Consider the following 21087-nt stretch of genomic DNA (forward strand, 5'->3'; position numbering starts at 1 on the left):
ACAACAGGACCGCGCGTGACAGCACTGAACCCTCTGCAAAAACTGTGGCTGACGGAAACCGTGCGCCTGCGTGAAGAACACGCCGGCCCCCTGGAAGACCAGGAAGCCAATCGCCTGGCCCGCAGCAACGGCGGCGACCTGCCGACACGTATTCAAAACCGTGCACTGTGGCTGGCCGAGCGCGACGGCCTGAGCGCCGCCCTGCTGCACTGGTTGCAAGGTGCGCGGCTGGCGCTGATCGCGCTGATGGTGCTGGCCGTGGTCAGCGGTGCCGGCCTGGCCTTCGCCGCCCTGGGCAACGGCCTGGCCCCGGTCAATGTGTTCTGGGCCCTGGGCAGCCTGCTGGGCTTGAACCTGATCCTGCTGCTGAGCTGGGCCCTGGGCCTGGTGTTTGCCGGCGAGCACAGCGCCAGCCTCGGCCGCCTGTGGTTGTGGCTCAGCGAAAAATTCGCCCGTGATGCCAAGGCCGCGCAACTGGCACCGGCGTTGTTGTTGCTGCTGCAACGCCACAAGCTCAACCGCTGGGCCGTGGGTGTGCTGGTCAATGGCCTGTGGCTGCTGGCGCTGTGCAGCGCGCTGGTGATCCTGCTGACATTGATGGCTACCCGGCGCTACGGGTTTGTCTGGGAAACCACCATCCTCGGCACCGACACCTTTGTCAGCGTGACCCAGGCCCTGGGCAGCCTGCCCGCCCTGCTCGGCTTCAGCGTGCCGACCGTCGAGATGATCCGCGCCAGTGGCGACTCTGCCCTCAATATCGAAAGCGCCCGCCAAGCCTGGGCCGCCTGGCTGGTGGGCGTATTGCTGGTCTACGGCCTGCTGCCCCGACTGCTCCTCGCCTTGCTCTGCCTATGGCGCTGGCGACGCGGGCGTGCCGCCTTGGGCCTGGACCTCAACCTGCCCGGCTACAGCCACTTGCGCGAAGCCTTGATGCCCAGCAGCGAACGCCTGGGTGTCAACGATGCAGCTCCAGAACAGTTGCATCACGTCAGCGGCGGCGCCAGCGAACTGCACAGCGATGGCGCCCTGCTGGTGGCCATCGAACTGGACGACCAACACCCCTGGCCGCCCAAACTACCGGCCACGGTCAAAAACGCCGGCATCCTCGACAGCCGCGAATCACGCCACAAGCTGCTGGAGCAACTGACCCGCTTCCCGCCCGCACGCCTGGTGATCGCCTGCGACCCACGCCGCTCGCCGGATCGTGGCAGCCTGGCACTGATCGGCGAACTGGCCCGCAGCGCCAGCGCCACCCGTGTCTGGCTGCTGCAAGCACCACCGGGCCAGGCGCTGGATGCCGAGCGCCTCGGCGATTGGCACACGGCCTTGCAGCAACTGGACCTGCCCTTCGCCGACTGCGCGCCACTCACCTGGCTGGAGACCGGTCATGACTAACCCCCTGAAACTGGCGGTGGTCGGCCACACCAACGTCGGCAAGACCTCGCTGCTGCGCACCCTGACCCGTGACGTGGGCTTTGGCGAAGTGTCCCACCGCCCCAGCACCACCCGGCATGTCGAAGGCGCGCGTTTGTCGGTCGACGGCCAAGCCTTGCTGGAGCTGTACGACACGCCAGGCCTGGAAGATGCCATCGCCCTGCTCGATTACCTTGAGCGCCTCGACCGACCAGGCGAACGCCTCGACGGCCCGGCTCGCCTCGCCCGTTTCCTGGAAGGCAGCGAAGCCCGTCAACGCTTCGAACAGGAAGCCAAGGTGTTGCGTCAGTTGCTGGCGTCCGACGCCGGTCTGTACGTGATCGACGCCCGAGAACCGGTGCTGGCCAAATACCGCGACGAGCTGCAAGTACTGGCCAGTTGCGGCAAGCCGCTGTTGCCGGTGCTCAACTTTGTCAGCAGCAGCGACCACCGCGAGCCGGACTGGCGCGAAGCCCTGGCCCGCCTGGGCCTGCATGCACTGGTGCGCTTTGACAGCGTGGCGCCCCCCGAAGATGGCGAGCGACGGCTGTATGAAAGCCTGGCCCTGTTGCTGGAAAGCTCACGCCCCCAGCTGGAACGGCTGATCCTTGATCAGCAGGCTCAACGCCAGGCGCGCCAGCAAAGCGCTGCACGCCTGATCGCCGAGCTGCTGATCGACTGCGCCGCATGCCGGCGCAGTGTGGTCACCGAGGATGAACAGCAAGCCATCAGCGATCTGCGCAAAGCCGTACGCCAGCGCGAACAACGTTGCGTCGAAGCCCTGCTCAAGTTGTTCGGCTTCCGCCCGCAGGACGCTGCGGCCAGCGACCTGCCGTTGCTGGACGGGCGTTGGGGCGATGATTTGTTCAACCCCGAAACCCTCAAGCAACTGGGGGTGCGGGTCGGCGGCGGGATTGCGGCGGGGGCAGCGGCCGGGGCCGGTGTGGACTTGCTGGTCGGCGGCCTGACCCTGGGCGCCGCCGCCCTCGCCGGAGCGATTGCCGGCGGCGCACTGCAAACCGCGCGCAGCTACGGCAGCCGCCTGCTGGGCAAGATCAAGGGCCAGCGCGAGCTGACGGTGGATGACAGCGTGCTGCGCCTGCTGGCCCTGCGCCAACGGCAATTGCTCAAGGCCCTGGCCCTGCGCGGGCACGCGGCGATGCACAGCATCAAGGTCGACACTCCGCAAGACAAGACCTGGCGCGAAGGCAAGCTGCCGGACGCCCTGCACAAGGCGCGCGCCCATCCGCAATGGTCGTCGCTCAACACTCACCCAAGGTTAAGCCAGGCCGAACGTCAGGAACAGATCGAAGCCCTGGCCCAGCGCCTGGACGAGGCTTAAGCCGCCAGCAATTGCCGGGCCTTGGCCTTCAGCACCTCAAGGTCCAGCACCGGCACGTGCATGTCCTTGGCCTGCTCATCCCAGTGGCGCATGCGCAGGCTCACCGCGCACAGCGGGTCCTGCTCGAACGCCAGGGCCTCATCGGCCGTCATCACTCCACCCTGATAGCCCAAGGTGCGGCGGCTGGCCTCGCTCAAGCGATGGTAATAGTCCGGCTGGCTGAAGGTCAGGTAGCGCTTGGCCTGTACGTGATATTCCACCAGTTTCGCCAGGCGCTCGCTGAAGCCGGCGCGCCGCAGATAGTCGGCGCCCAGGCGTTCATGGCTGACTACGCCGTAGCCGCCCATGTTCGCTTCACCCTGGCCGCAGATATGCCCGATGTCGTGGAAGAACGCCGCCAGCACCACTTCATCGTCGAAGCCCTCGGCCATGGCCAGTTGTGCGGCCTGGGACATATGCTCGATCTGCGACACCGGCTCGCCGATGTAGTCGGCGGCGCCATGCTGTTCGTACAGGCCGAAGACTTCGGCGACTACCTGCTCAGCGTTCATCACGCCTCCCCCCACAGTTCAGTGATATTGCGCTCGGCCATCGCCGGCCCCACGCTCATGCCTACGCCCGTATGCATCAAGGCCACACGCACGCCATCTGCAGCGCGCAGGAACGAAAACGGCCCCGGCCCACGGGAACCATAGACGCCCTGCCAGCGTTCCACGACCTGAATCTGGCAGCCCAGGGTCTGTTCTGCCAGCTCGATCATCCAGTTGTCCACCTGTTCGGCATTGAATGGCGACGGATCGCTGCCGTAATGGTGGGAGTCGCCGATGATCAACTCGCCATGGGGCGTCGGGCTGATCAACAGGTGGATGCCATGTTCATCCAGGTGCGGCGTGTCGCGCAGGATCTGTGCCTGCACGGCGGCGGCTTGCGGCAAGTCGGCGAAGGCGCCGTAATGCACGCAGCTCAGGCCCGTGAGCAGCGCATGTTGCAGGTTCAAGTCGGCCTTGGGCCGCGCGCGCAGCATTTGCAACTGGCAGATTTGCGGTGTGAGTTGGGCGATCTGCTCGGCCAGCAGGGTCTGGTAGTCGTGGCCGGAGCAGACAATGATCTGCTCGCCGCGAAAGCTGCCGGCGGTGGTGTGCAGTTGGCCGGGCTCGATGTCGCGTACCAGGGTGGAGAAGTGGAACTCTACCTTGAGTTCGCGGCGCAGGTAGTCGATCAGCGCCGGCAGCGCCTCACGGGAATACAGCTGCTGATCGTCGAGGCCGTGCAGCGCAGCGCGATGATGGCGGAACTGGCCGCCGTACAGATCATTCATGGCGGCGCCTTGCAGCAGGTTGACGCGGTAGCCGTGCGCCTTGGCGCGACCGGCGCAAAAGGCTTGCAGCAAATGCTCTTCGGCTTCGGTGCGGGCAAACAGGTAAGAGCCATTGCGCTTGAGTTGCAGGTTCGCCAGTTGTGCCCACTGGCCCCAGATCTCGCGGCTTTGCCGGGCCAGGTCGAGCATCTGCCCAGGCGGTTGGCCGGTAACCAGGGCCTGGCCGAAGTTACGCACCGAGGCACCCAGGGGAGTGGCCGTGCGTTCGAAGACCCTGACCTTGAGCCCGCGCTTGGCGGCGGCGTAGGCGTGGGACAGGCCGAGGATACCGGCGCCGACGATCAGCAAATCACTGTGGTGTGTCATGGTGTTCGCCCCCTGTAGGAGCGAGCTTGCTCGCGAAGAACGTGAACGATAACGCGGGCAGTCAGAATACACGCTGCGCCCTCAGGTTCTTCGCGAGCAAGCTCGCTCCTACAGCTTTAGAAACGGTTGAAGTTATTGTTTTTCCGACTTGCCGTCATAGCGCTTGCGCCATTCAGTCAGGATGTTGTCGCGGTTTTTCGAGGCCCAGGCAAAGTCGTTCTTGATCAGGCGCTGCTCGTAGTCCGCCGGCAATTCGGTCTGTGGCTTGGCGATTCCCGGCTGGGCCAGGACGGCAAAGTTTTCCTTGTACAACTCCATCGCCGCCGGGCTTGCAGAGAAGTCGGCGAGTTTCTGTGCCGCTTCCTGGTGGGCGGTGCCCTTGATCACCGCAGTGGCTTCAATGTCCCAGCCCAGGCCTTCCTTGGGCAAGACGATATCCAGCGGCGCGCCCTGGCGCTTCAACTGCACGGCCGGGTATTCGAAGGAGATACCGATCGGGAATTCGCCGGACGCCGCCAACTTGCACGGCTTGGAGCCGGAGTGCACGTACTGGCCGATGTTCTGGTGCAGGTCATCCATGTACTGCCAGCCCTGCTTCTCGCCGAAGGTCTGCAGCCAGGCGCTGACGTCGAGGAACCCGGTGCCGGACGACGCCGGGTTCGGCATGACGATCTTGCCTTTGTATTCCGGCTTGGTCAGGTCTTGCCAACTGATCGGCTTGCTCAGGCCCTGTTTTTCGGCTTCGACGGTGTTGAAGCAGATGGTCGCGGCCCATACGTCCATGCCGACCCAGGCCGGTGGGTTGGCGGCGTCGCGGTAGTTCTTGCCAATCTTGTCCAGGTCCTTTGGCGCGTAGCTTTGCAGCATGCCTTGCTGATCGAGGATCGCCAGGCTGGAAGCCGCCAGGCCCCACACCGCATCGGCTTGCGGGCGGGCTTTTTCCGCCAGCAGCTTGGCGGTGATGATGCCGGTGGAGTCCCGCACCCACTTGATCTCGACGTCCGGGTTGGCCGCTTCGAAGGCTTTTTTGTAGGTCTTCAATTGCTCGGCTTCAAGGGCCGTGTACACGGTCAACTCGGTCTTGGCAGCAAAGGCATTCAGGCTGAACGCGGTGAGCACAGCAGCGGCGAGGGCCAGGGGCTTGAACATGGTGCGTTTCCTTGTGTGGGGCAGGGTTATTGACCGGGCGCGGTTTGGCGCCAGGCCTGGGAGCGGCGCAACAAGCCGCGTGAGGCCCACGCCAGCAGCAGCGAGACGCCGGCTGAAGTGAACAGAATCAGGGTCGACATGGCCGCCGCGCCGCCAACGTTGCCGGCGTCGTCCATGTTCAACACGGCGACTGCGGCGAGGATGGTGTCGGGGCTGTAGAGAAAGATCGCCGCCGACACAGTGGTCATCGCCGAGACAAACAGGTAGCGCAGGATGTCCAACAGCGCCGGCAGGCAGATCGGCACGGTGACCCGCAGATAGTGGCGGTACAACGGCGCCTTGAGCGACAGCGCGGCGGCTTCGAACTCGGCGTCGAGTTGGCGCAGGGCGGTGGTGGCGGTCATCTGCGCGGTGGTCAAATAGTGCGCAATGGTGCACACCACCAGCAGCGTCATGGTCCCGTAGAGCACATGCAGCGGGTTGCCGTTGAGGTTGAAAAAGAACACATAACCCAGGCCCAGCACCAAGCCCGGCACTGCCATCGGTACAAAACTTAGCATGCGCAGCGCCAGGTTGAGGCCTTTTTGCCCTTTGGTCTTTTCCATCAGGTAAGCGCCGGTGAAGATCAGCACACTGCCGATCAATGCGGTGCAGATCGCCATGGTCAAACTGTTGCGATAGGCCAGCCAGCCGCCACCGGCGGTGTCGTTGAACTGGTAATGGTTGAGCGACAGCGACAGGTTGTACGGCCAGAATTTCACCAGCGACGAATACACCGCCATACCGAACACCAACAGCAGCACCGCGCAGATCAGCAACACAATCGCCAGGTAGCAGGCATCGCGCAGGCGCGACGGCGCCGGCTGGAACACTTGGGCGCGGCCACTCATGGAGTCGCCGTGGCGCCGGCGCAGCCAGGTATCCACCGCAAAACTGAGCAGCGCTGGCAGTAGCAACACCATGCCGATCAAGGCGCCGCGACCGAACTGCTGCTGGCCGACCACCGCCTTGTAGGCTTCCAGCGCCAGTACTTGATAGTCCCCGCCCACCACCACGGGCACGCCGAAGTCGGTGATGGTCAGGGTGAACACCAGGCAGAACGCGGCGAACACAGCCTGGCGCGTCGCCGGCCAGGTGATGCTGCGAAACGCCCGCGCGGGGCTGGCGCCCATGCTTGAGGCAGCATCGAACAGCCGCGCATCCGCCAAAGACAGCGCCGACAGCAGGATCATCAGGGCATGGGGAAAGGTGTAGATCACTTCACCGAGGACAATGCCCCAGAAGCCGTAGATGTTGTCTGACAGCAGGCCGCGCAACATGCCCTGGTTGCCGAACAGATACACCAGAGCGATGCCCGGCAACATCGAGGGCGCCATCAGCGGCAGCAATGACAAGCCACGCCAGAGCGTCTTGCCGGGGATCAGCGTGCGTTGCAGGGCGTAGGCAAACAGGTAGGCCAGGGGTACGACGATGGCCGCAACGCTCAGGGAAACCTTCAGGCTATTGCCCAGCAGCCAGTGGAAGTTGGCGCTGGTCAGCAACTCGCGCGCCGCCACCAGCCCGCCGCCCTGGCCGTCTTCGGCGCTGAAGCCGCGCCAGAAGATCGCCAGCAACGGCAGCAGCACGGCGATGCCCAACAGGCACAGCAACAGCACCTTGCCGCCCACTACAAAGATGCGGTCGCCGATTTCGGCACGGGAAACCTGGCGAGCCACGCGGCCGGGTACCGGCAGGGTCATATCGGCGGCCATCTCAGGCAAACACCTGCAGGCTGCGCGGCGGCAGCGCGACCCAGATATCCTGGGCGCCCAGGCGCGGCATGGCTTCCGGCGCCAGTTCGGCGAGCAGCGGATGGCCGGGCAACTGGTCCAGTTCAAAGCTCATGCGGCAACGGTTGCCGAGGAAGGTGATCTCGCGGACCTTGGCCGGGAACAGGTTTTCTTCGTGTACCGGCGGGTTGACGCTGATTGCTTCCGGCCGGCAGAACAGGCGGCCTGAGGCGGCCTTGCCGCTGTCTTCGGCCAGGCGCACGTTCATCCCGCCGACCTGGGCGTGGCTGGCGCTGTTGCGGCTGAACGGCAGCCAGTTGCCCTGGCCGACAAACTCGGCCACGAACGGCGTGGCCGGGCGATCATAAATCTCTTGAGGAGTGGCGTATTGCTCGACCTTGCCGTTGTTCATCACGGCGATGCGGTCGGCCATCAGCATGGCCTCATCCTGGTTGTGGGTGACCATCAAGGTGGTGATGCCCAGGCGGCGTTGCAGTTGGCGCAGTTCGGTACACAGGTGCTCACGCACCCGGGCGTCGAGGGCTGACATGGGTTCGTCCAGCAGCAACAGCGACGGGGCCGGCGCCAGGGCACGGGCCAGGGCGACCCGTTGTTGCTGACCACCGGACAGTTGGCCGGGGTATTTCTTTTCGCTGCCGGTCAGGCCGACCAGCTCCAGCATCTGCGCCACGCGCTTGCGCACTTCATCGCGGCCGCTACCGGTCAGGCCGTAGCCGATATTGGCCTCGACGCTGAGGTTGGGAAACAGCGCGTAGGACTGGAACAGAATGCCGTAGTCCCGCGCCTGCGGTGCCAGTAGGGAAACATCGCGATCACCCAGGTACAGCTCGCCGCTGTCCTGGCGTTCCAGGCCGGCGATGCAGCGCAGCAAGGTGGTCTTGCCACAACCCGAGGGGCCGAGCAGGCACACCAGCTCACCGGCAGCGACGTCCAGGGACACATGGTCCAGGGCGGTAAAGGCGCCGAAGCGCTTCTGGATACCACGCACCTTCATCGGCGCGCCGGGGTTGAGCTGGGCTGTGTTCATGGTGGCACCTCATCAAACTGATGAAGGCCATGCTAGGGAGCAAATGCGTCCCTGGTGTGGCAGGAAGGCAAAAGCGGGTGATAGTGGTATTGGTGGATTTGGGTAGGGTTGTGGCGTTGTGGTGACTGGCCTGGCGTTATCGCGGGCAAGCCCGCTCCCACATTTGGGGCTGTGAATACATGCAAATGTGGGAGCTGGCTTGCCTGCGATGGCGATTTCAAAGCCACCAACACCCTCAGAGTGGCGACATTTCCTGCGCCAACCCCAGAAACGCCGCCGGCAACCGCGCACCTTTGCGCTCCTTGAGGCAATACAGATACTCCGGGATCTGCGGCGCATTCTCGATGGTCAGCACCCGCAGTTGCGGGTCATGGGGCACTTCCTGGCGGGCAATGATGCTGATGCCGATATTGCGCAGCACCGCCTCGCGAATCGACTCGCGGCTGCCGATCTCCAGCAGTGGCCCATAGCTTACGCCAGCGCCATCGAGCATCTCCTCGGTCAGGCGCCGGGTGGTGGAACCCGCTTCGCGCATCAACAGGGTGTGCCCCACCAACGCACTGAGTGGCACATGTTCCAGCACGGCCAACGGGTGATTGCGATGCACCGCCAGCACCAACGGGTCAGTGCCCAGCACCCGGCGGATCAGGCGAGGGTCTTCCAGCAGTTGCGAGGACGCGGCGACATCCACCCGGTAATCATCCAGCGCTTCGAGCACCTGCTGGGAATTGCCGATTTCCACCGCCACTTCCACGTGGGGCAAGCGTTCGCGAAAGGTCTTCACCAGGTCGAGGATGTAGTAAGGCGCGGTCGCGGCGATCCGCAAAGTGCCCTGGACCTGACCGCTGTTGCGCAGGAAAAACTCGATATCCGCTTCCTGCTGCAACAGCGCCTTGACCATCGGCAACAGCCGCGCGCCCTCGTCGCTGACGGTGAGGCGCCGGCCACCGCGATAGAACAGCTCAACCGAGTACTGGCTTTCCAGGTGGCGGATCTGGGTGGTTACCGTGGGTTGGCTCAGGCCGAGTTTCTTCGCCGCCTGGGTAATGCTGCCCAGGCGGGCAACCATGTAAAACGCCTTCAGCTCGGCACTCAGCACACCACCCTCTCATCGACTATTTGCGCAACAGGCGCAGACCATTGAACACCACCAGCAGGCTGACGCCCATGTCGGCGAACACCGCCATCCACATGGTGGCCATGCCCAGGAAGGTCACTGCCAGGAAGATCGCCTTGATCACCAGCGCCAGGGCGATGTTCTGCTTGAGGATACTCGACGTTTGTCGCGACAAACGTATGAATGCCGGAATCTTGCGCAAATCGTCGTCCATCAGCGCTACGTCGGCGGTTTCTATGGCGGTGTCGGTGCCTGCCGCGGCCATGGCAAAGCCAATCTCCGCGCGGGCCAGGGCCGGGGCGTCGTTGATACCGTCGCCGACCATGCCAACCCGGTGGTTTTTGCCGTACAGATCCTCGATGGCTTTGAGCTTGTCAGTGGGCAGCAGGTCGCCTTGAGCCTGGTCGATACCCACCTGGGCGGCAATCGCCTGGGCGGTGTGGGTGTTGTCGCCGGTGAGCATCAGGGTCTTGATGCCAAGCTCGTGCAACTGCTCGATGGCTTCGCGGCTGCTGTCCTTGACCGTGTCGGCCACGGCGAACAGCGCCAGCGGGCCGGACTTGTCGAGCAGCAGCACCACGGACTTGCCTTGTTTTTCCAGGGCGAAGAGTTTTTCTTCAAGGGCTGGCGAGCACAGGCCAAGTTCTTCCACCAGGCGGTGGTTGCCCAGGTGATAGACCTCGCCGTTGATCTCGCCACGTACCCCGCGCCCAGCCAGGGCCTCGAAGTTATCCACAGCGAGCAGCGCCAGGTTTTTATCCACAGCCGCGTTGGCGATGGCCAGCGACACCGGGTGGTCGGAGCGCCCGGCCAGGCTCGCGGCCAGGGCCGGGGCGTTGTCTTGGGTGGACAGCGCCAGGTAGTCGGTCTGTACCGGCTTGCCATGGGTGATGGTGCCGGTCTTGTCCAGGGCCAGGTAGTCCAGTTTGTAGCCGGCCTCCAGGTACACGCCGCCCTTGATCAGGATGCCTTTGCGCGCGGCCGCGGCCAGGCCACTGACGATGGTCACCGGAGTGGAAATCACCAGGGCGCATGGGCAGGCGACCACCAGCAGCACCAGCGCACGGTAGATCCAGTCGAACCACACCCCGCCCATGAACAGCGGCGGAATCAATGCCACGCCCAAGGCAAACAGGAATACCGCCGGGGTGTAGATTTTCGAGAAGCTGTCGACAAAGCGCTGGGTCGGCGCCCGTGAGCCCTGGGCCTGCTCCACCGCATGGATGATGCGCGCCAGGGTGGAGTTGTTGGCGGCGGCGGTCACCCGATATTCCAGGGAACCAGCCTGGTTGATGGTGCCGGCGAAGACTTTATCGCCCACGGTCTTCTCGATCGGCAGGCTTTCGCCGGTGATCGGCGCCTGGTCGATGGTGGACTGGCCCGCGGTGACTTCCCCGTCCAGGCCAATGCGCTCACCGGGACGTACCCGCACGATGGCGCCCAGCTCAATGACTTTGACCTCCTGTTCGACCCAACTACCGTCAGCCTGGCGCACCGTGGCCTGTTCCGGTGTCATCTGCATCAGGCCGCTGATCGCGTTGCGCGCGCGGTCCAGGGACTTGGCCTCGATCAATTCGGCCACGGTAAACAGGAACATCACCATCGCGGCTTCCGGCCACTGGCCGATCAGGATCGCACCGGTCACGGCGATGCTCATCAGCGCGTTGATGTTCAGGTTGAGGTTCTTCAGGGCAATCCAGCCCTTTTTATAGGTAGTGAGGCCGCCGCTGAGGATCGACACCAGCGCCACCAGCGCCACCACCCAGGTCGGTGCAGCGTTGGTGAAATGGATCACCTCCGCTGCCAGCGCACCCACGCCGGACAGGGCCAGCGGCCACCAGGGTTTCTTGGCAGCAGGCTCGGCGGCAGGCGCACCCTCTTCGATCGGATCGGCCTGCATGCCCAGGGATTTGATGGCCTCGATGATCGGCGCGGTGCTCGGCAAATCGTGGGTCACGCCGAGGATGCGGTTGATCAGGTTGAACTCCAGTTGCTGCACACCGGCCAGCTTGCCCAGCTTGTTCTGGATCAGCGTCTGCTCGGTGGGGCAGTCCATGGCTTCGATGCGGAAAGTGCTCAGCCGCGCGTTGGCGCTGGGCGCTTCGGTCAACCTCACCAGAGAAGGCGCAGCCGCGCCGGAACAGCAGGAGCCGCCATGATCGTGCTTTTGCACAGGCTGCAGTTTTTCGCCGTGATCATGATCGTGATCGTGGTCATGCTTATGCGGGGTGTGAATGGAATCGCTCATTGTCTCGCGTCCGTGAAGGTGCCTGTTGCCAAGTAAAGACCCTGTAGCCACTATAGGGTCAAGCACCCTTTTGGAGATTGCTGCGATGAAGATCGGCGAACTGGCAAAACTGACCGACTGCCCGGTGGAAACCATCCGCTATTACGAGAAGGAAGGCCTGCTGCCGCCCCCGGCGCGCAGTGAGGGCAACTACCGGCTGTACACCCAGGCGCACACCGAGCGCCTGACCTTTATCCGCAACTGCCGCAGCCTGGACATGACCCTGGAAGAGATCCGCAGCCTGCTGGGCCTGCGCGACAGCCCCCAGGACCAGTGTGAAAGCGTCAATGCGCTGATCGACGAGCACATCCATCACGTCAAGGCGCGGATTGATGGGTTGTTGGCCCTGCAGGAACAATTGATCGACCTGCGCCAGCGCTGTGGCGAAGGGCCGGAGATTGACCAGTGCGGGATTTTGCAGCGGTTGGAGGTCAGTGGGAGTGTGGCGGCCAGTGAGGCGGAGCATTCACATGTGGGTAGAAGCCACGGCCATTGACTAATGTGAACACGGACTAAATGTGGGAGCGGGCTTGCTCGCGAATGCGGCGGATCAGTCGATTAAGATGTCGACTGACACACTGCTTTCGCGAGCAAGCCCGCTCCCACATTTGCCTTAGACCGCCATCGGCGCCGTCATCGGCGCATGGTGCTCATAGCCTTCGAGCGAGAAGTCGCCCGGTTCGATCAATTCCAGCCACTCCGGCTGGTACACCCCAGTCTTGGCAAACTCCGGCACACGCTCGCTGATCACCAGCTTCGGCGCGGCGAATGGCTCGCGCTTGAGCTGTTCGTTGAGCATGTCCAGGTGGTTTTCGTAGACGTGCGCATCACCGATGAAATAGGTGAACCAGCGCGGCGTGTAGCCAGTCAGGCGGCCGATCAGGCTCAGCAGCGCGGCGCCTTCGGTGAGGTTGAACGGTGTGCCCAGGCCCAGGTCGTTGGAACGGATGTAGAGGGTCAGGGAAATCTCCTTGGTCTCGACATTCGGGTGGAACTGGTACAGCAGGTGGCACGGCGGCAAGGCCATTTCATCGAGCTGGGCGCAGTTCCAGCCGTGGAACAGGATGCGCCGGCTGCCCGGGTCCTTGATGATGGTGTCGACACACTGGCGGATCTGGTCGATGGCCTTGTACAGCACCACGTAGGCCTGGCCATCTTCCTCGCCTTCGGCGATCTGGCGATAGCCCTGGGCCAGGGTCTGCTCGATAGCGGCCTGGTTGCTCAACGGGATCTGCTTGTACGCCGGCCACTTGCGCCATTGCACGCCGTAGATCTCGCCCAGGTCATCCTCGCCCTGGCGGAACGGGTTGGCCAGCCACTGCGCGTTTTCGTTGGCGTTCTGGTCCCACACCTTGCATCCCAGGGCGCGAAACTCGGCAGCGTTGTTCACCCCGCGCAAAAAGCCGCACATCTCGCCAATCGCCGACTTGAAGGCCATTTTGCGGGTGGTGATGGCCGGAAAACCTTCCTGCAGGTCAAAGCGCAACATCGCACCAGGGAAGCTGATGGTGTTCACGCCCGTGCGGTTGGCCTGCTTGGTGCCGTTGTTGATGACGTGGGAAACCAGCTCGAGATATTGCTTCATGACATTACCTGTATCGGTGAAGCCGAGGCCCTCAGGCCTCGGCGTTCGAATTTATAGCGCGGCGTTCTTGATCGCCTGCGGGCGATTGTAAGCCCACCAGAGCATGCCCAGGCCTGCGAGGATCATTGGGATACTCAGCACCTGGCCCATGGTCAGCCAGCCGAACGCCAGGTAGCCCAGTTGCGCATCCGGCACCCGCACGAACTCGACGATAAAGCGGAAGATCCCGTAGAACAGGGCGAACATCCCGGAAACCGCCATGGTCGGCCGCGGTTTGCGCGAGAAGATGTAGAGGATCAGGAACAGTGCCACGCCTTCCAGGGCGAACTGGTACAGCTGCGACGGGTGGCGCGGCAGTTGCGCCGGGTCGCTGAAGGGTGGGAACACCATCGCCCACGGCACGTCGGTCGGTTTGCCCCACAATTCGGCATTGATGAAGTTACCGATACGCCCGGCACCCAGGCCAATCGGCACCATCGGCGCGACGAAGTCCATCAACTGGAAGAATGACTTGCCGTTGCGCCGGCCAAACCACCAGGCCGCGAGCATCACGCCGATAAAGCCGCCGTGGAACGCCATACCGCCCTTCCACACCTCGAAGATCAGGGTCGGGTTGGCCAGGTACGCGCTCAAGTCGTAGAACAGCACATAGCCCAGGCGACCGCCGACGATCACCCCCATCGACATCCAGAACACCATGTCGGAGAGTTTCTCCTTGGTCCAGGTCGGGTCGAAGCGGTTCAGGCGCCGAGAAGCCAGCAGCCAGGCACCGCCGATGCCGATCAGGTACATCAACCCGTACCAGTGGATTTTCAGCGGACCGATGGCCAGGGCCACCGGGTCGATCTGCGGGTAAGGCAGCATTGCGACTCCTCGTTAAATCATTCGTTATTGCGCACGGACCATGCCGGTGGGCGATTAAGCCTGCGTTACAGCAGTTCGATCAAATGAAGAAGTTCGCCCCCACGCCAAGCAGCCTGGCATGTTAACGGATGGGAGGCATCTGGCCCAACTTCGATACGATGGATAGCCGGCGGTTCTATGGGTAGAGTGAACAAAACACAAAAGGATCGCCTTATGTGCCTGATTGTTTTCGCCTGGCGGCCGGGCCACGCCCAGCCCCTGATCGTCGCGGCCAACCGTGACGAGTTCTACGCCCGGCCCAGCCTGCCCCTGGCCCAGTGGCCCGATGCACCGCAGGTATATGCCGGCCGCGACCAGGAAGCGGGTGGCTCCTGGCTGGGGATCGGTGCCGATGGGCGGTTTGCCGCGCTGACCAATATCCGCGACCCGCACCAGCCACCGGCGCGCAAGTCCCGGGGCGAGCTGGTGGCGCGCTTTCTCAACGGTTCCCTACCGGTTGATGACTATTTAGCCGATGTTAACGGCAGATCGATTGAATATGCCGGGTTCAACCTGTTGATCGGCACGCGGGATGAGTTATGGCATTACAACGCCAATGAGTCGACGCCCACGCAACTGATGAACGGGATCTATGGGTTATCCAATGCCGGGCTGGACACGCCGTGGCCCAAACTGCTCAAGGCCAAGGCCGCGCTGGCCGAAGTGCTGGACGATCCCCATCCTGAAGCCCTGCTGGGGATTTTGAGCGACCCCCAGACCGCACCGTTTGCCGAGCTGCCGGATACCGGGGTCGGGCTCGCCACCGAGAGTTTGTTGTCGAGTGTGTTTATCGCCAGCCCCAGTTATGGAACACGGGCGAGTACCGCACTGATTGTGCATGCCGATGGGACGCGGCGGATGGTGGAACGTAGCTTCGGGCCCCATGGTGGACGACTCGGCGAGGTAGACATCAACCTGTAGGAGCAAGCTTGCTCGCGAAAAGCCTGAGCGCGACACGTTTAATCAGCGGGTACGCGTTATCGTTGACGTTTTTCGCGAGCAAGCTCGCTCCTACAGGGTTTTGGTCGCCGTCGGATTGATCATCCGCGCCAACCCCAGGCTTTTCAGGGCCAACTGCAGCGAGCTGTGGATAACTTGCGGGTTGTCGATGGTCATCAACTCCGCCAACAGCTCCTTGGCCTTGCTCAGGTTGATCTGGCGCAGCATCCACTTGACCTTCGGCAGGTTGGTGGCGTTCATCGACAGGCTGTCAAAACCCATGGCCATCAACAGCACCGCCGCTGCCGGATCACCGGCCATTTCCCCACAGATACTCACCGGCTTGCCTTCGGCATGGGCGTCGCGCACCACGTGTTGCAGGGCTTGCAGCACTGCCGGGTGCAGGTAGTCGTAGAGGTCGGCCACCCGTGGGTTGTTACGGTCCACGGCCAGCAGGTATTGGGTCAGGTCGTTGGAGCCCACCGACAGGAAGTCCACCTGCCGCGCCAGTTCCTTGGCCTGGTACACGGCTGCCGGAATTTCGATCATTACGCCAATCGGAGGCATCGGCACATCGGCGCCTTCGTCGCGCACTTCGCCCCAGGCCCGGTGGATCAGGTGCAGGGCCTCTTCCAGTTCGTGGGTGCCGGAGATCATCGGCAGGAGGATACGCAGGTTGTTCAGGCCTTCGCTGGCCTTGAGCATGGCGCGGGTCTGGACGAGGAAGATTTCGGGGTGGTCGAGGGTAACGCGGATGCCGCGCCAGCCAAGGAAGGGGTTGTCTTCCTTGATGGGGAAATAAGACAGTGACTTGTCGCCGCCGATGTCCAGGCTGCGCATCGTCACCGGTAGCGGATGGAAGGCGGACAGTTGCTCGCGATAGATCGCCAGCTGCTCCTTCTCGCTCGGGAAACGTTGGTTGATCATGAACGGCACTTCGGTGCGGTACAGGCCCACCCCTTCAGCGCCACGTTGTTGAGCACGCGCCACGTCCGCCAGCAGGCCAGTGTTGACCAGCAGCGGTACACGGTGGCCGTCGAGGGTCACGCAGGGCAGTTCGCGCAGGGCATCGAGACCCTGGGACAGCTGGCGCTCCTCCTCTACGACTTCGGCGTACTGCTTGCGCAGCAACTCGCTGGGGTTGGTGAAGACCTCGCCCCGGTGCCCGTCGACGATCATCGAGATGCCGTCAACCTTGGAATACGGCAGGTCCACCAGGCCCATTACCGTCGGGATACCCATGGCCCGGGCCAGGATCGCCACGTGGGAGTTGCCCGAACCCAATACCGAGACCAGGCCCACCAGTTTGCCTTCCGGCACTTCGCCGAGCATGGTGGCGGTCAGTTCTTCACTGATCAGGATGGTGTTGTCGGGGTACACCAGGTTGGTGGTGCGGTCTTCCTGCAGGTAGGCCAGCAGGCGCCGGCCCAGGTCGCGCACATCCGAGGCGCGCTCGCGCAGGTAGGCGTCGTCCATCAGCTCGAAGCGGTTGACGTGATCGGTGACCACCTGGCGCAGCGCGCCCTGGGCCCACTGGCCGGTCTTGATCACGGTCTTGACTTCGTTACCCAGGGACGCGTCGTCGAGCATCATCTGGTACACGTCGAACAGCGCCCGTTCTTCGGGGCGCAACTGGGTGGCCAGTTTGGTCGACAGGTTGCGCATGTCGGCGCGCACCCCTTCCAGGGCGGTCTTGAACAGTTTGATTTCCGCATCGATGTCGTCGATGGACTTGTCCGGCACCACATCCAGGTCAGCCGGCGGCAGCATGACCACCGCAGTACCGACCGCAGCGCCCGGTGAACCCGGCACGCCAACGAACTTGGCCTCCTGGATGCCCTTGCCCTGGCGACCCAGGCCGCGAATCGAGCCGGTGGCCTCGGCATGGGCGATAACCCCGGCCAGCTGCGCGCTCATGGTCACGAGGAAGGCTTCTTCACCTTCATCGAACTGGCGGCGTTCTTTCTGCTGGATGACCAATACGCCGACAACGCGGCGGTGGTGGATGATCGGGGCGCCGAGGAAGGAGGCGTAGCGCTCTTCGCCGGTTTCGGCAAAGTAGCGATAACGCGGGTGATCGGCCGCGTTCTCAAGGTTCAGGGGTTCTTCACGCGTCCCCACCAGGCCCACCAGACCTTCATTGGGCGCCATGCTGACCTTGCCGATGGAGCGCTTGTTCAAGCCCTCCGTGGCCATCAGCACAAAACGGTTGGTCTCGGGGTCCAGCAGGTAAACCGAGCAGACCTGGCTGCCCATGGCTTCCTTGACGCGCAACACAATAATCCCCAACGCCGCCTTGAGATCCTTGGCGGAGTTAACTTCCTGGACGATCTTGCGCAGCGTATTGAGCATGGCTCGGGGTCGAACTCCGTCGTCAGTCGCGCGCTAAAAGGCGCGGGGCAAGCTCTTTGAGAGCGCGACGATAAACCTCGCGCTTGAATGTCACCACCTGGCCCAACGGATACCAATAACTGACCCAGCGCCAGCCATCGAACTCCGGTTTACCGGTCAAATCCATCCGCACCCGCTGCTCGTTGGAGATCAGGCGCAGGAGAAACCACTTTTGCTTCTGGCCGATGCACAGTGGTTGGCTGTGGGTACGCACCAGGCGTTGCGGCAAACGATAGCGCAACCAGCCTCGGGTACAGGCGAGAATTTGCACATCTTCGCGTTCCAGGCCTACTTCTTCGTTCAACTCGCGGTACAAGGCGTCTTCAGGGGTTTCGTCGGGGTTGATCCCGCCCTGGGGAAACTGCCAGGCATCTTGGTTGATACGGCGAGCCCATAGCACCTGTCCGGCATCATTCGTAAGAATAATCCCGACATTTGGACGGAAACCATCGGGGTCGATCACGGCAACAACCTCGCAAACGCATGTCGCCGCATTGTTCCACAAAGCTTGTTGCAGCGGCAACGAGGCTGCTTACCTTATGTGCACTCTTGTGAAAAGACCGTATTCTGGACGCCTTTTTACAGACTTTTCAGCGAGTAACCGCAATGCGCCTGGCTTTATTCGACTTGGACAACACGCTTTTGGGCGGCGACAGTGACCACGCCTGGGGTGATTACCTGTGTGAGCGCGGCATCCTCGATGCCGTTGCCTACAAAACCCGCAACGACGAGTTCTACCAGGATTACCTGGCCGGCAAGCTGGACAACGCCGCGTACCTGAACTTCAGCCTGGAAATCCTCGGCAACACCGAGATGGCCCAACTCGACGAATGGCACCGCGACTTCATGCGCGACTGCATCGAACCGCTGATGCTGCCCAAGGCGGCTGAACTGCTGGCCAAACACCGCGCCGCCGGTGACACGCTGGTCATCATCACCGCCACCAACCGCTTTGTCACCGCGCCGATTGCCGCACGTTTGGGGGTTGAAACCCTGATCGCCACCGAGTGTGAGATGGCCGATGGCCGCTACACTGGGCGCAGCACGGATGTTCCGTGCTTTCGCGAGGGCAAGGTGACGCGCTTGAATCGGTGGCTGGAAGAGACCGGGTATAGCCTGGACGACAGCTATTTCTACAGCGATTCGATGAACGACCTGCCGTTGCTGGAGCAAGTGACTCACCCGGTGGCGGTGGATCCGGATGCGAACCTGCGGGCCGAGGCCCAGAAGCGTGGATGGCCGGTAATCAGCCTGCGCGGCTGATCACGCCTTCGCGAGCAAGCCCGCTCCCACACTCAACCGAGTTCCACCTTTGGAATGCGGTCGAGTGTGGGAGCGGGCTTGCTCGCGAATGAGGCCAACTCGGTCTCAAGTGTTAAACAGGCTTAGCCCCCATCAACCCGGCAATCGCCACAAACCCCACCAGGCTGACAACCGCCAGGGCCAGGGTGAATTTCGCGCTGCCCGTACCGCCCAGGCGCAGGCGATTGAGGCGCACCACCAGCCAGAACCAGGCCAGCGCCGCGACGGTATAGATCACGCTGGAGCCCAGGATCCATGTCTGCCCCAATGGCCAGCCGATCAGGTGCACCAACCACCAGCCGGTGAATGGCATGCTCACCAGGCTTACGCCCATCAACAACCACACAAACAGCCATGGCCGTTGCAATGTAATCGCCGGCCCGGCTGCGCGCTTGCGCCAGCTCAGCACCGCCAGGGCCAGGCCGCTGGCCAATAGCAGCACCGTTGCCACCATGTGGATGGTCTTGAGGGTTGTCAGATATTCCATGCTCTTGATTCCTTAAAGGCCGCCCAATCAGCGTAGTCGCTCAACCGAGGAACAGTTGATAGGCCGGGTTGTCACTTTCATCCCAATACGGGTAGCCAATGGCTTCCAGCGCTGCCGGCACCAGGTGCCGCTCGTTGGCTGGCACTTGCAGCCCCGCGACCACCCGACCGTCAGCCGCGCCGTGGTTGCGATAGTGGAACATCGAGATGTTCCAGCGACCGCCCAATTTGTTAAGAAAGTTGAACAAGGCTCCCGGACGTTCCGGGAATTCGAAACGGAACACCACTTCATTGCTGACATGCGCCGCATGCCCACCGACCATATGGCGGATATGCAGCTTGGCCAGCTCGTTCTCGGTCAGGTCCAGCACCGGGAAACCCTGCTCGGTCAGGCTCGCAATCAGTGCGCTGCGCGGGTCGTTTTCCGGGTGGGTCTGCACCCCGACAAAAATGTGCGCCTCGCTGCCGGAGTGGTAGCGGTAGTTGAATTCGGTGATCTGGCGCTTGCCCACGGCCTCGCAGAAGGCCTTGAAGCTGCCTGGGCGCTCGGGGATGGTCACGGCGATGATCGCTTCACGGCCTTCGCCCAACTCGGCGCGCTCGGCCACATGGCGCAGGCGGTCGAAGTTGACGTTGGCCCCGGAATCAATGGCAACAAAGGTCTGGCCGCTGACGCCACGGGTCTCCACGTACTTCTTGATCCCGGCCACGCCCAAGGCCCCTGCTGGCTCGGTGATGGAGCGGGTGTCGTCGTAGATATCCTTGATTGCCGCGCAGATTTCATCGGTGCTGACGGTGATGACTTCGTCGACATAGTCTTTGCAGATATCGAACGTGTGCTGGCCGATTTGCGCCACCGCCACGCCATCGGCAAAGATCCCCACGGCTGGCAGCACCACACGTTCGCCCGCGGCCATGGCGGCTTGCAGGCAGTTGGAGTCGTCCGGCTCGACGCCGATGATCTTGATCTCCGGGCGCAGGTACTTCACGTACGCGGCGATGCCGGCAATCAGGCCTCCACCGCCCACCGGGACGAAAATCGCATCCAGCGGCCCTGGGTGCTGGCGCAGGATCTCCATCGCCACGGTGCCCTGCCCGGCAATGGTGTGCGGATCATCGTAGGGGTGAATGTAGACGTAGCCTTTTTCGTCGACCAGCTTCAGCGAATACGCCAGCGCTTCCGGGAAGGAGTCGCCATGCAGCACCACTTTGCCGCCACGGGAGCGTACGCCTTCAACCTTGATTTCCGGGGTGGTCTTGGGCATCACGATCGTGGCCTTGACCCCCAGCACCTTGGCCGCCAGGGCCAGGCCCTGGGCATGGTTGCCGGCCGAGGCGGTGACCACGCCACGCGCGCGTTCTTCAGCGGTCAGTTGGGTCAGCTTGTTGTAGGCACCGCGAATCTTGAAGGAAAACACCGGCTGCAAATCTTCGCGCTTGAGCCAGACCTTGTTGCCCAGGCGCTCGGAGAGCTGGCGGGCAGTCTGCAACGGGGTTTCCACGGCAACGTCGTAAACGCGCGAGGTGAGGATCTTTTTGACGTACTGTTCGAGCATCGGAAAGCATCACTGGGCGGGTTGGGCAGGGCCGAGGAGTCTAACCCGCCTTTTGGCCGGACGACCACACGAATCCAGAGGTTTTGTTGGGTTATACTCGCGCCCCTCTTTACTCC

The 21087-nt window shown here is 63.0% G+C and carries 18 protein-coding genes; 5 read left to right on the forward strand and 13 right to left on the reverse strand.

All coding sequences use genetic code 11. The features are described 5' to 3' along the window. Window positions 1-15: 15 nt before the first annotated feature. Together GDV60_RS25760 and GDV60_RS25765 are read left to right on the forward strand one after the other, a co-directional pair. Window positions 16-1395 (forward strand): DUF2868 domain-containing protein, encoded by a 1380-nt coding sequence (locus GDV60_RS25760; RefSeq protein ID WP_104911138.1) that lies wholly within the window; start codon window positions 16-18, stop codon window positions 1393-1395. Further along, entirely contained in the window at window positions 1388-2755 is a 1368-nt protein-coding gene (locus GDV60_RS25765) for a GTPase/DUF3482 domain-containing protein (RefSeq protein ID WP_159909090.1), read from the forward strand. The genes GDV60_RS25760 and GDV60_RS25765 overlap by 8 nt, the downstream gene beginning before the upstream one ends. Here GDV60_RS25765 and GDV60_RS25770 read toward each other — a convergent pair. The 7 genes from GDV60_RS25770 to GDV60_RS25800 form a co-directional block, all read right to left on the reverse strand. Continuing rightward, window positions 2752-3306 carry a phosphonate degradation HD-domain oxygenase gene (locus GDV60_RS25770; RefSeq protein ID WP_070993987.1) on the reverse strand — a complete coding sequence of 185 codons (555 nt, stop codon included), beginning with the start codon at window positions 3304-3306 and terminating at the stop codon, window positions 2752-2754. The two genes, GDV60_RS25765 and GDV60_RS25770, sit on opposite strands and share 4 nt — an antisense overlap. Further along, on the reverse strand, window positions 3306-4439 hold the full coding sequence (locus GDV60_RS25775) for a TIGR03364 family FAD-dependent oxidoreductase (RefSeq protein WP_070993988.1): 1134 nt from the start codon (window positions 4437-4439) through the stop codon (window positions 3306-3308). Before GDV60_RS25775 ends, GDV60_RS25770 begins: the two co-directional genes overlap by 1 nt. A 132-nt stretch (window positions 4440-4571) precedes the next feature. After that, complete coding sequence (locus GDV60_RS25780) at window positions 4572-5588, reverse strand: putative 2-aminoethylphosphonate ABC transporter substrate-binding protein (protein WP_029289369.1); 1017 nt, start codon at window positions 5586-5588, stop codon at window positions 4572-4574. Window positions 5589-5614: 26 nt separating this feature from the next. After that, on the reverse strand, window positions 5615-7339 hold the full coding sequence (locus GDV60_RS25785) for a putative 2-aminoethylphosphonate ABC transporter permease subunit (protein ID WP_159909092.1): 1725 nt from the start codon (window positions 7337-7339) through the stop codon (window positions 5615-5617). Between the two features lies 1 nt (window position 7340). Further along, window positions 7341-8405, reverse strand: coding sequence for a putative 2-aminoethylphosphonate ABC transporter ATP-binding protein (locus GDV60_RS25790; protein ID WP_029289373.1), 1065 nt, complete (start codon window positions 8403-8405; stop codon window positions 7341-7343). Between the two features lie 235 nt (window positions 8406-8640). Then, on the reverse strand, window positions 8641-9504 hold the full coding sequence (locus GDV60_RS25795) for a LysR family transcriptional regulator (protein ID WP_159909094.1): 864 nt from the start codon (window positions 9502-9504) through the stop codon (window positions 8641-8643). 16 nt (window positions 9505-9520) lie between these two features. Then, a complete protein-coding gene (locus GDV60_RS25800; protein ID WP_159909096.1) occupies window positions 9521-11770 on the reverse strand; it encodes a heavy metal translocating P-type ATPase in 2250 nt (749 codons plus the stop codon). An 85-nt stretch (window positions 11771-11855) separates the two neighbouring features. Here GDV60_RS25800 and cadR point away from each other — a divergent pair, with 85 nt between their 5' ends. Next, on the forward strand, window positions 11856-12305 hold the full coding sequence (gene cadR, locus GDV60_RS25805; RefSeq protein ID WP_029289380.1) for a Cd(II)/Pb(II)-responsive transcriptional regulator: 450 nt from the start codon (window positions 11856-11858) through the stop codon (window positions 12303-12305). 117 nt (window positions 12306-12422) lie between these two features. On the opposite strand, the gene GDV60_RS25810 is transcribed toward cadR, so the two are convergent. Both GDV60_RS25810 and lgt read right to left on the reverse strand, forming a co-directional pair. After that, the gene (locus tag GDV60_RS25810; RefSeq protein WP_029289382.1) at window positions 12423-13394 is read right to left on the reverse strand and encodes a thymidylate synthase; all 972 of its coding nucleotides are present in this window, start codon (window positions 13392-13394) and stop codon (window positions 12423-12425) included. Window positions 13395-13445: 51 nt separating this feature from the next. After that, a complete protein-coding gene (gene lgt, locus GDV60_RS25815; protein WP_070993991.1) occupies window positions 13446-14258 on the reverse strand; it encodes a prolipoprotein diacylglyceryl transferase in 813 nt (270 codons plus the stop codon). Between the two features lie 213 nt (window positions 14259-14471). Here lgt and GDV60_RS25820 point away from each other — a divergent pair, with 213 nt between their 5' ends. Then, window positions 14472-15218 (forward strand): NRDE family protein, encoded by a 747-nt coding sequence (locus GDV60_RS25820; RefSeq protein WP_070993992.1) that lies wholly within the window; start codon window positions 14472-14474, stop codon window positions 15216-15218. 90 nt (window positions 15219-15308) lie between these two features. Here the strand turns inward: GDV60_RS25820 and ptsP are convergent, their stop codons facing one another. Continuing rightward, window positions 15309-17588: a phosphoenolpyruvate--protein phosphotransferase gene (gene ptsP / locus GDV60_RS25825; protein WP_029289388.1), complete on the reverse strand. Its 2280-nt coding sequence runs from the start codon at window positions 17586-17588 to the stop codon at window positions 15309-15311. A gap of 22 nt (window positions 17589-17610) precedes the next feature. After that, on the reverse strand, window positions 17611-18090 hold the full coding sequence (locus tag GDV60_RS25830; RefSeq protein ID WP_003176750.1) for an RNA pyrophosphohydrolase: 480 nt from the start codon (window positions 18088-18090) through the stop codon (window positions 17611-17613). Between the two features lie 143 nt (window positions 18091-18233). On the opposite strand from GDV60_RS25830, the gene GDV60_RS25835 reads away from it, so the two are divergent. Further along, window positions 18234-18890, forward strand: coding sequence for an HAD family phosphatase (locus GDV60_RS25835; RefSeq protein ID WP_070993993.1), 657 nt, complete (start codon window positions 18234-18236; stop codon window positions 18888-18890). Between the two features lie 112 nt (window positions 18891-19002). On the opposite strand, the gene GDV60_RS25840 is transcribed toward GDV60_RS25835, so the two are convergent. After that, window positions 19003-19416, reverse strand: coding sequence for a DUF2269 family protein (locus GDV60_RS25840; RefSeq protein WP_070993994.1), 414 nt, complete (start codon window positions 19414-19416; stop codon window positions 19003-19005). A gap of 40 nt (window positions 19417-19456) precedes the next feature. Then, a complete protein-coding gene (gene ilvA, locus GDV60_RS25845) occupies window positions 19457-20971 on the reverse strand; it encodes a threonine ammonia-lyase, biosynthetic (RefSeq protein ID WP_029289404.1) in 1515 nt (504 codons plus the stop codon). Window positions 20972-21087 lie beyond the last annotated feature (116 nt).

It is taken from the genome of Pseudomonas sp. DTU12.1 (assembly GCF_009873475.1).
GTDB lineage: Bacteria > Pseudomonadota > Gammaproteobacteria > Pseudomonadales > Pseudomonadaceae > Aquipseudomonas > Aquipseudomonas proteolytica.

Coding starts and splice junctions, on each gene's coding strand:
- GDV60_RS25765 (WP_159909090.1), top strand. CDS start 1,388: ATGACTAACCCCCTGAAACTGGCGGTGGTCGGCCACACCAACGTCGGC.
- GDV60_RS25770 (WP_070993987.1), bottom strand. CDS start 3,306: ATGAACGCTGAGCAGGTAGTCGCCGAAGTCTTCGGCCTGTACGAACAG.
- GDV60_RS25775 (WP_070993988.1), bottom strand. CDS start 4,439: ATGACACACCACAGTGATTTGCTGATCGTCGGCGCCGGTATCCTCGGC.
- GDV60_RS25780 (WP_029289369.1), bottom strand. CDS start 5,588: ATGTTCAAGCCCCTGGCCCTCGCCGCTGCTGTGCTCACCGCGTTCAGC.
- GDV60_RS25785 (WP_159909092.1), bottom strand. CDS start 7,339: ATGGCCGCCGATATGACCCTGCCGGTACCCGGCCGCGTGGCTCGCCAG.
- GDV60_RS25790 (WP_029289373.1), bottom strand. CDS start 8,405: ATGAACACAGCCCAGCTCAACCCCGGCGCGCCGATGAAGGTGCGTGGT.
- GDV60_RS25800 (WP_159909096.1), bottom strand. CDS start 11,770: ATGAGCGATTCCATTCACACCCCGCATAAGCATGACCACGATCACGAT.
- cadR (WP_029289380.1), top strand. CDS start 11,856: ATGAAGATCGGCGAACTGGCAAAACTGACCGACTGCCCGGTGGAAACC.
- GDV60_RS25810 (WP_029289382.1), bottom strand. CDS start 13,394: ATGAAGCAATATCTCGAGCTGGTTTCCCACGTCATCAACAACGGCACC.
- lgt (WP_070993991.1), bottom strand. CDS start 14,258: ATGCTGCCTTACCCGCAGATCGACCCGGTGGCCCTGGCCATCGGTCCG.
- GDV60_RS25820 (WP_070993992.1), top strand. CDS start 14,472: ATGTGCCTGATTGTTTTCGCCTGGCGGCCGGGCCACGCCCAGCCCCTG.
- ptsP (WP_029289388.1), bottom strand. CDS start 17,588: ATGCTCAATACGCTGCGCAAGATCGTCCAGGAAGTTAACTCCGCCAAG.
- GDV60_RS25835 (WP_070993993.1), top strand. CDS start 18,234: ATGCGCCTGGCTTTATTCGACTTGGACAACACGCTTTTGGGCGGCGAC.
- GDV60_RS25840 (WP_070993994.1), bottom strand. CDS start 19,416: ATGGAATATCTGACAACCCTCAAGACCATCCACATGGTGGCAACGGTG.
- ilvA (WP_029289404.1), bottom strand. CDS start 20,971: ATGCTCGAACAGTACGTCAAAAAGATCCTCACCTCGCGCGTTTACGAC.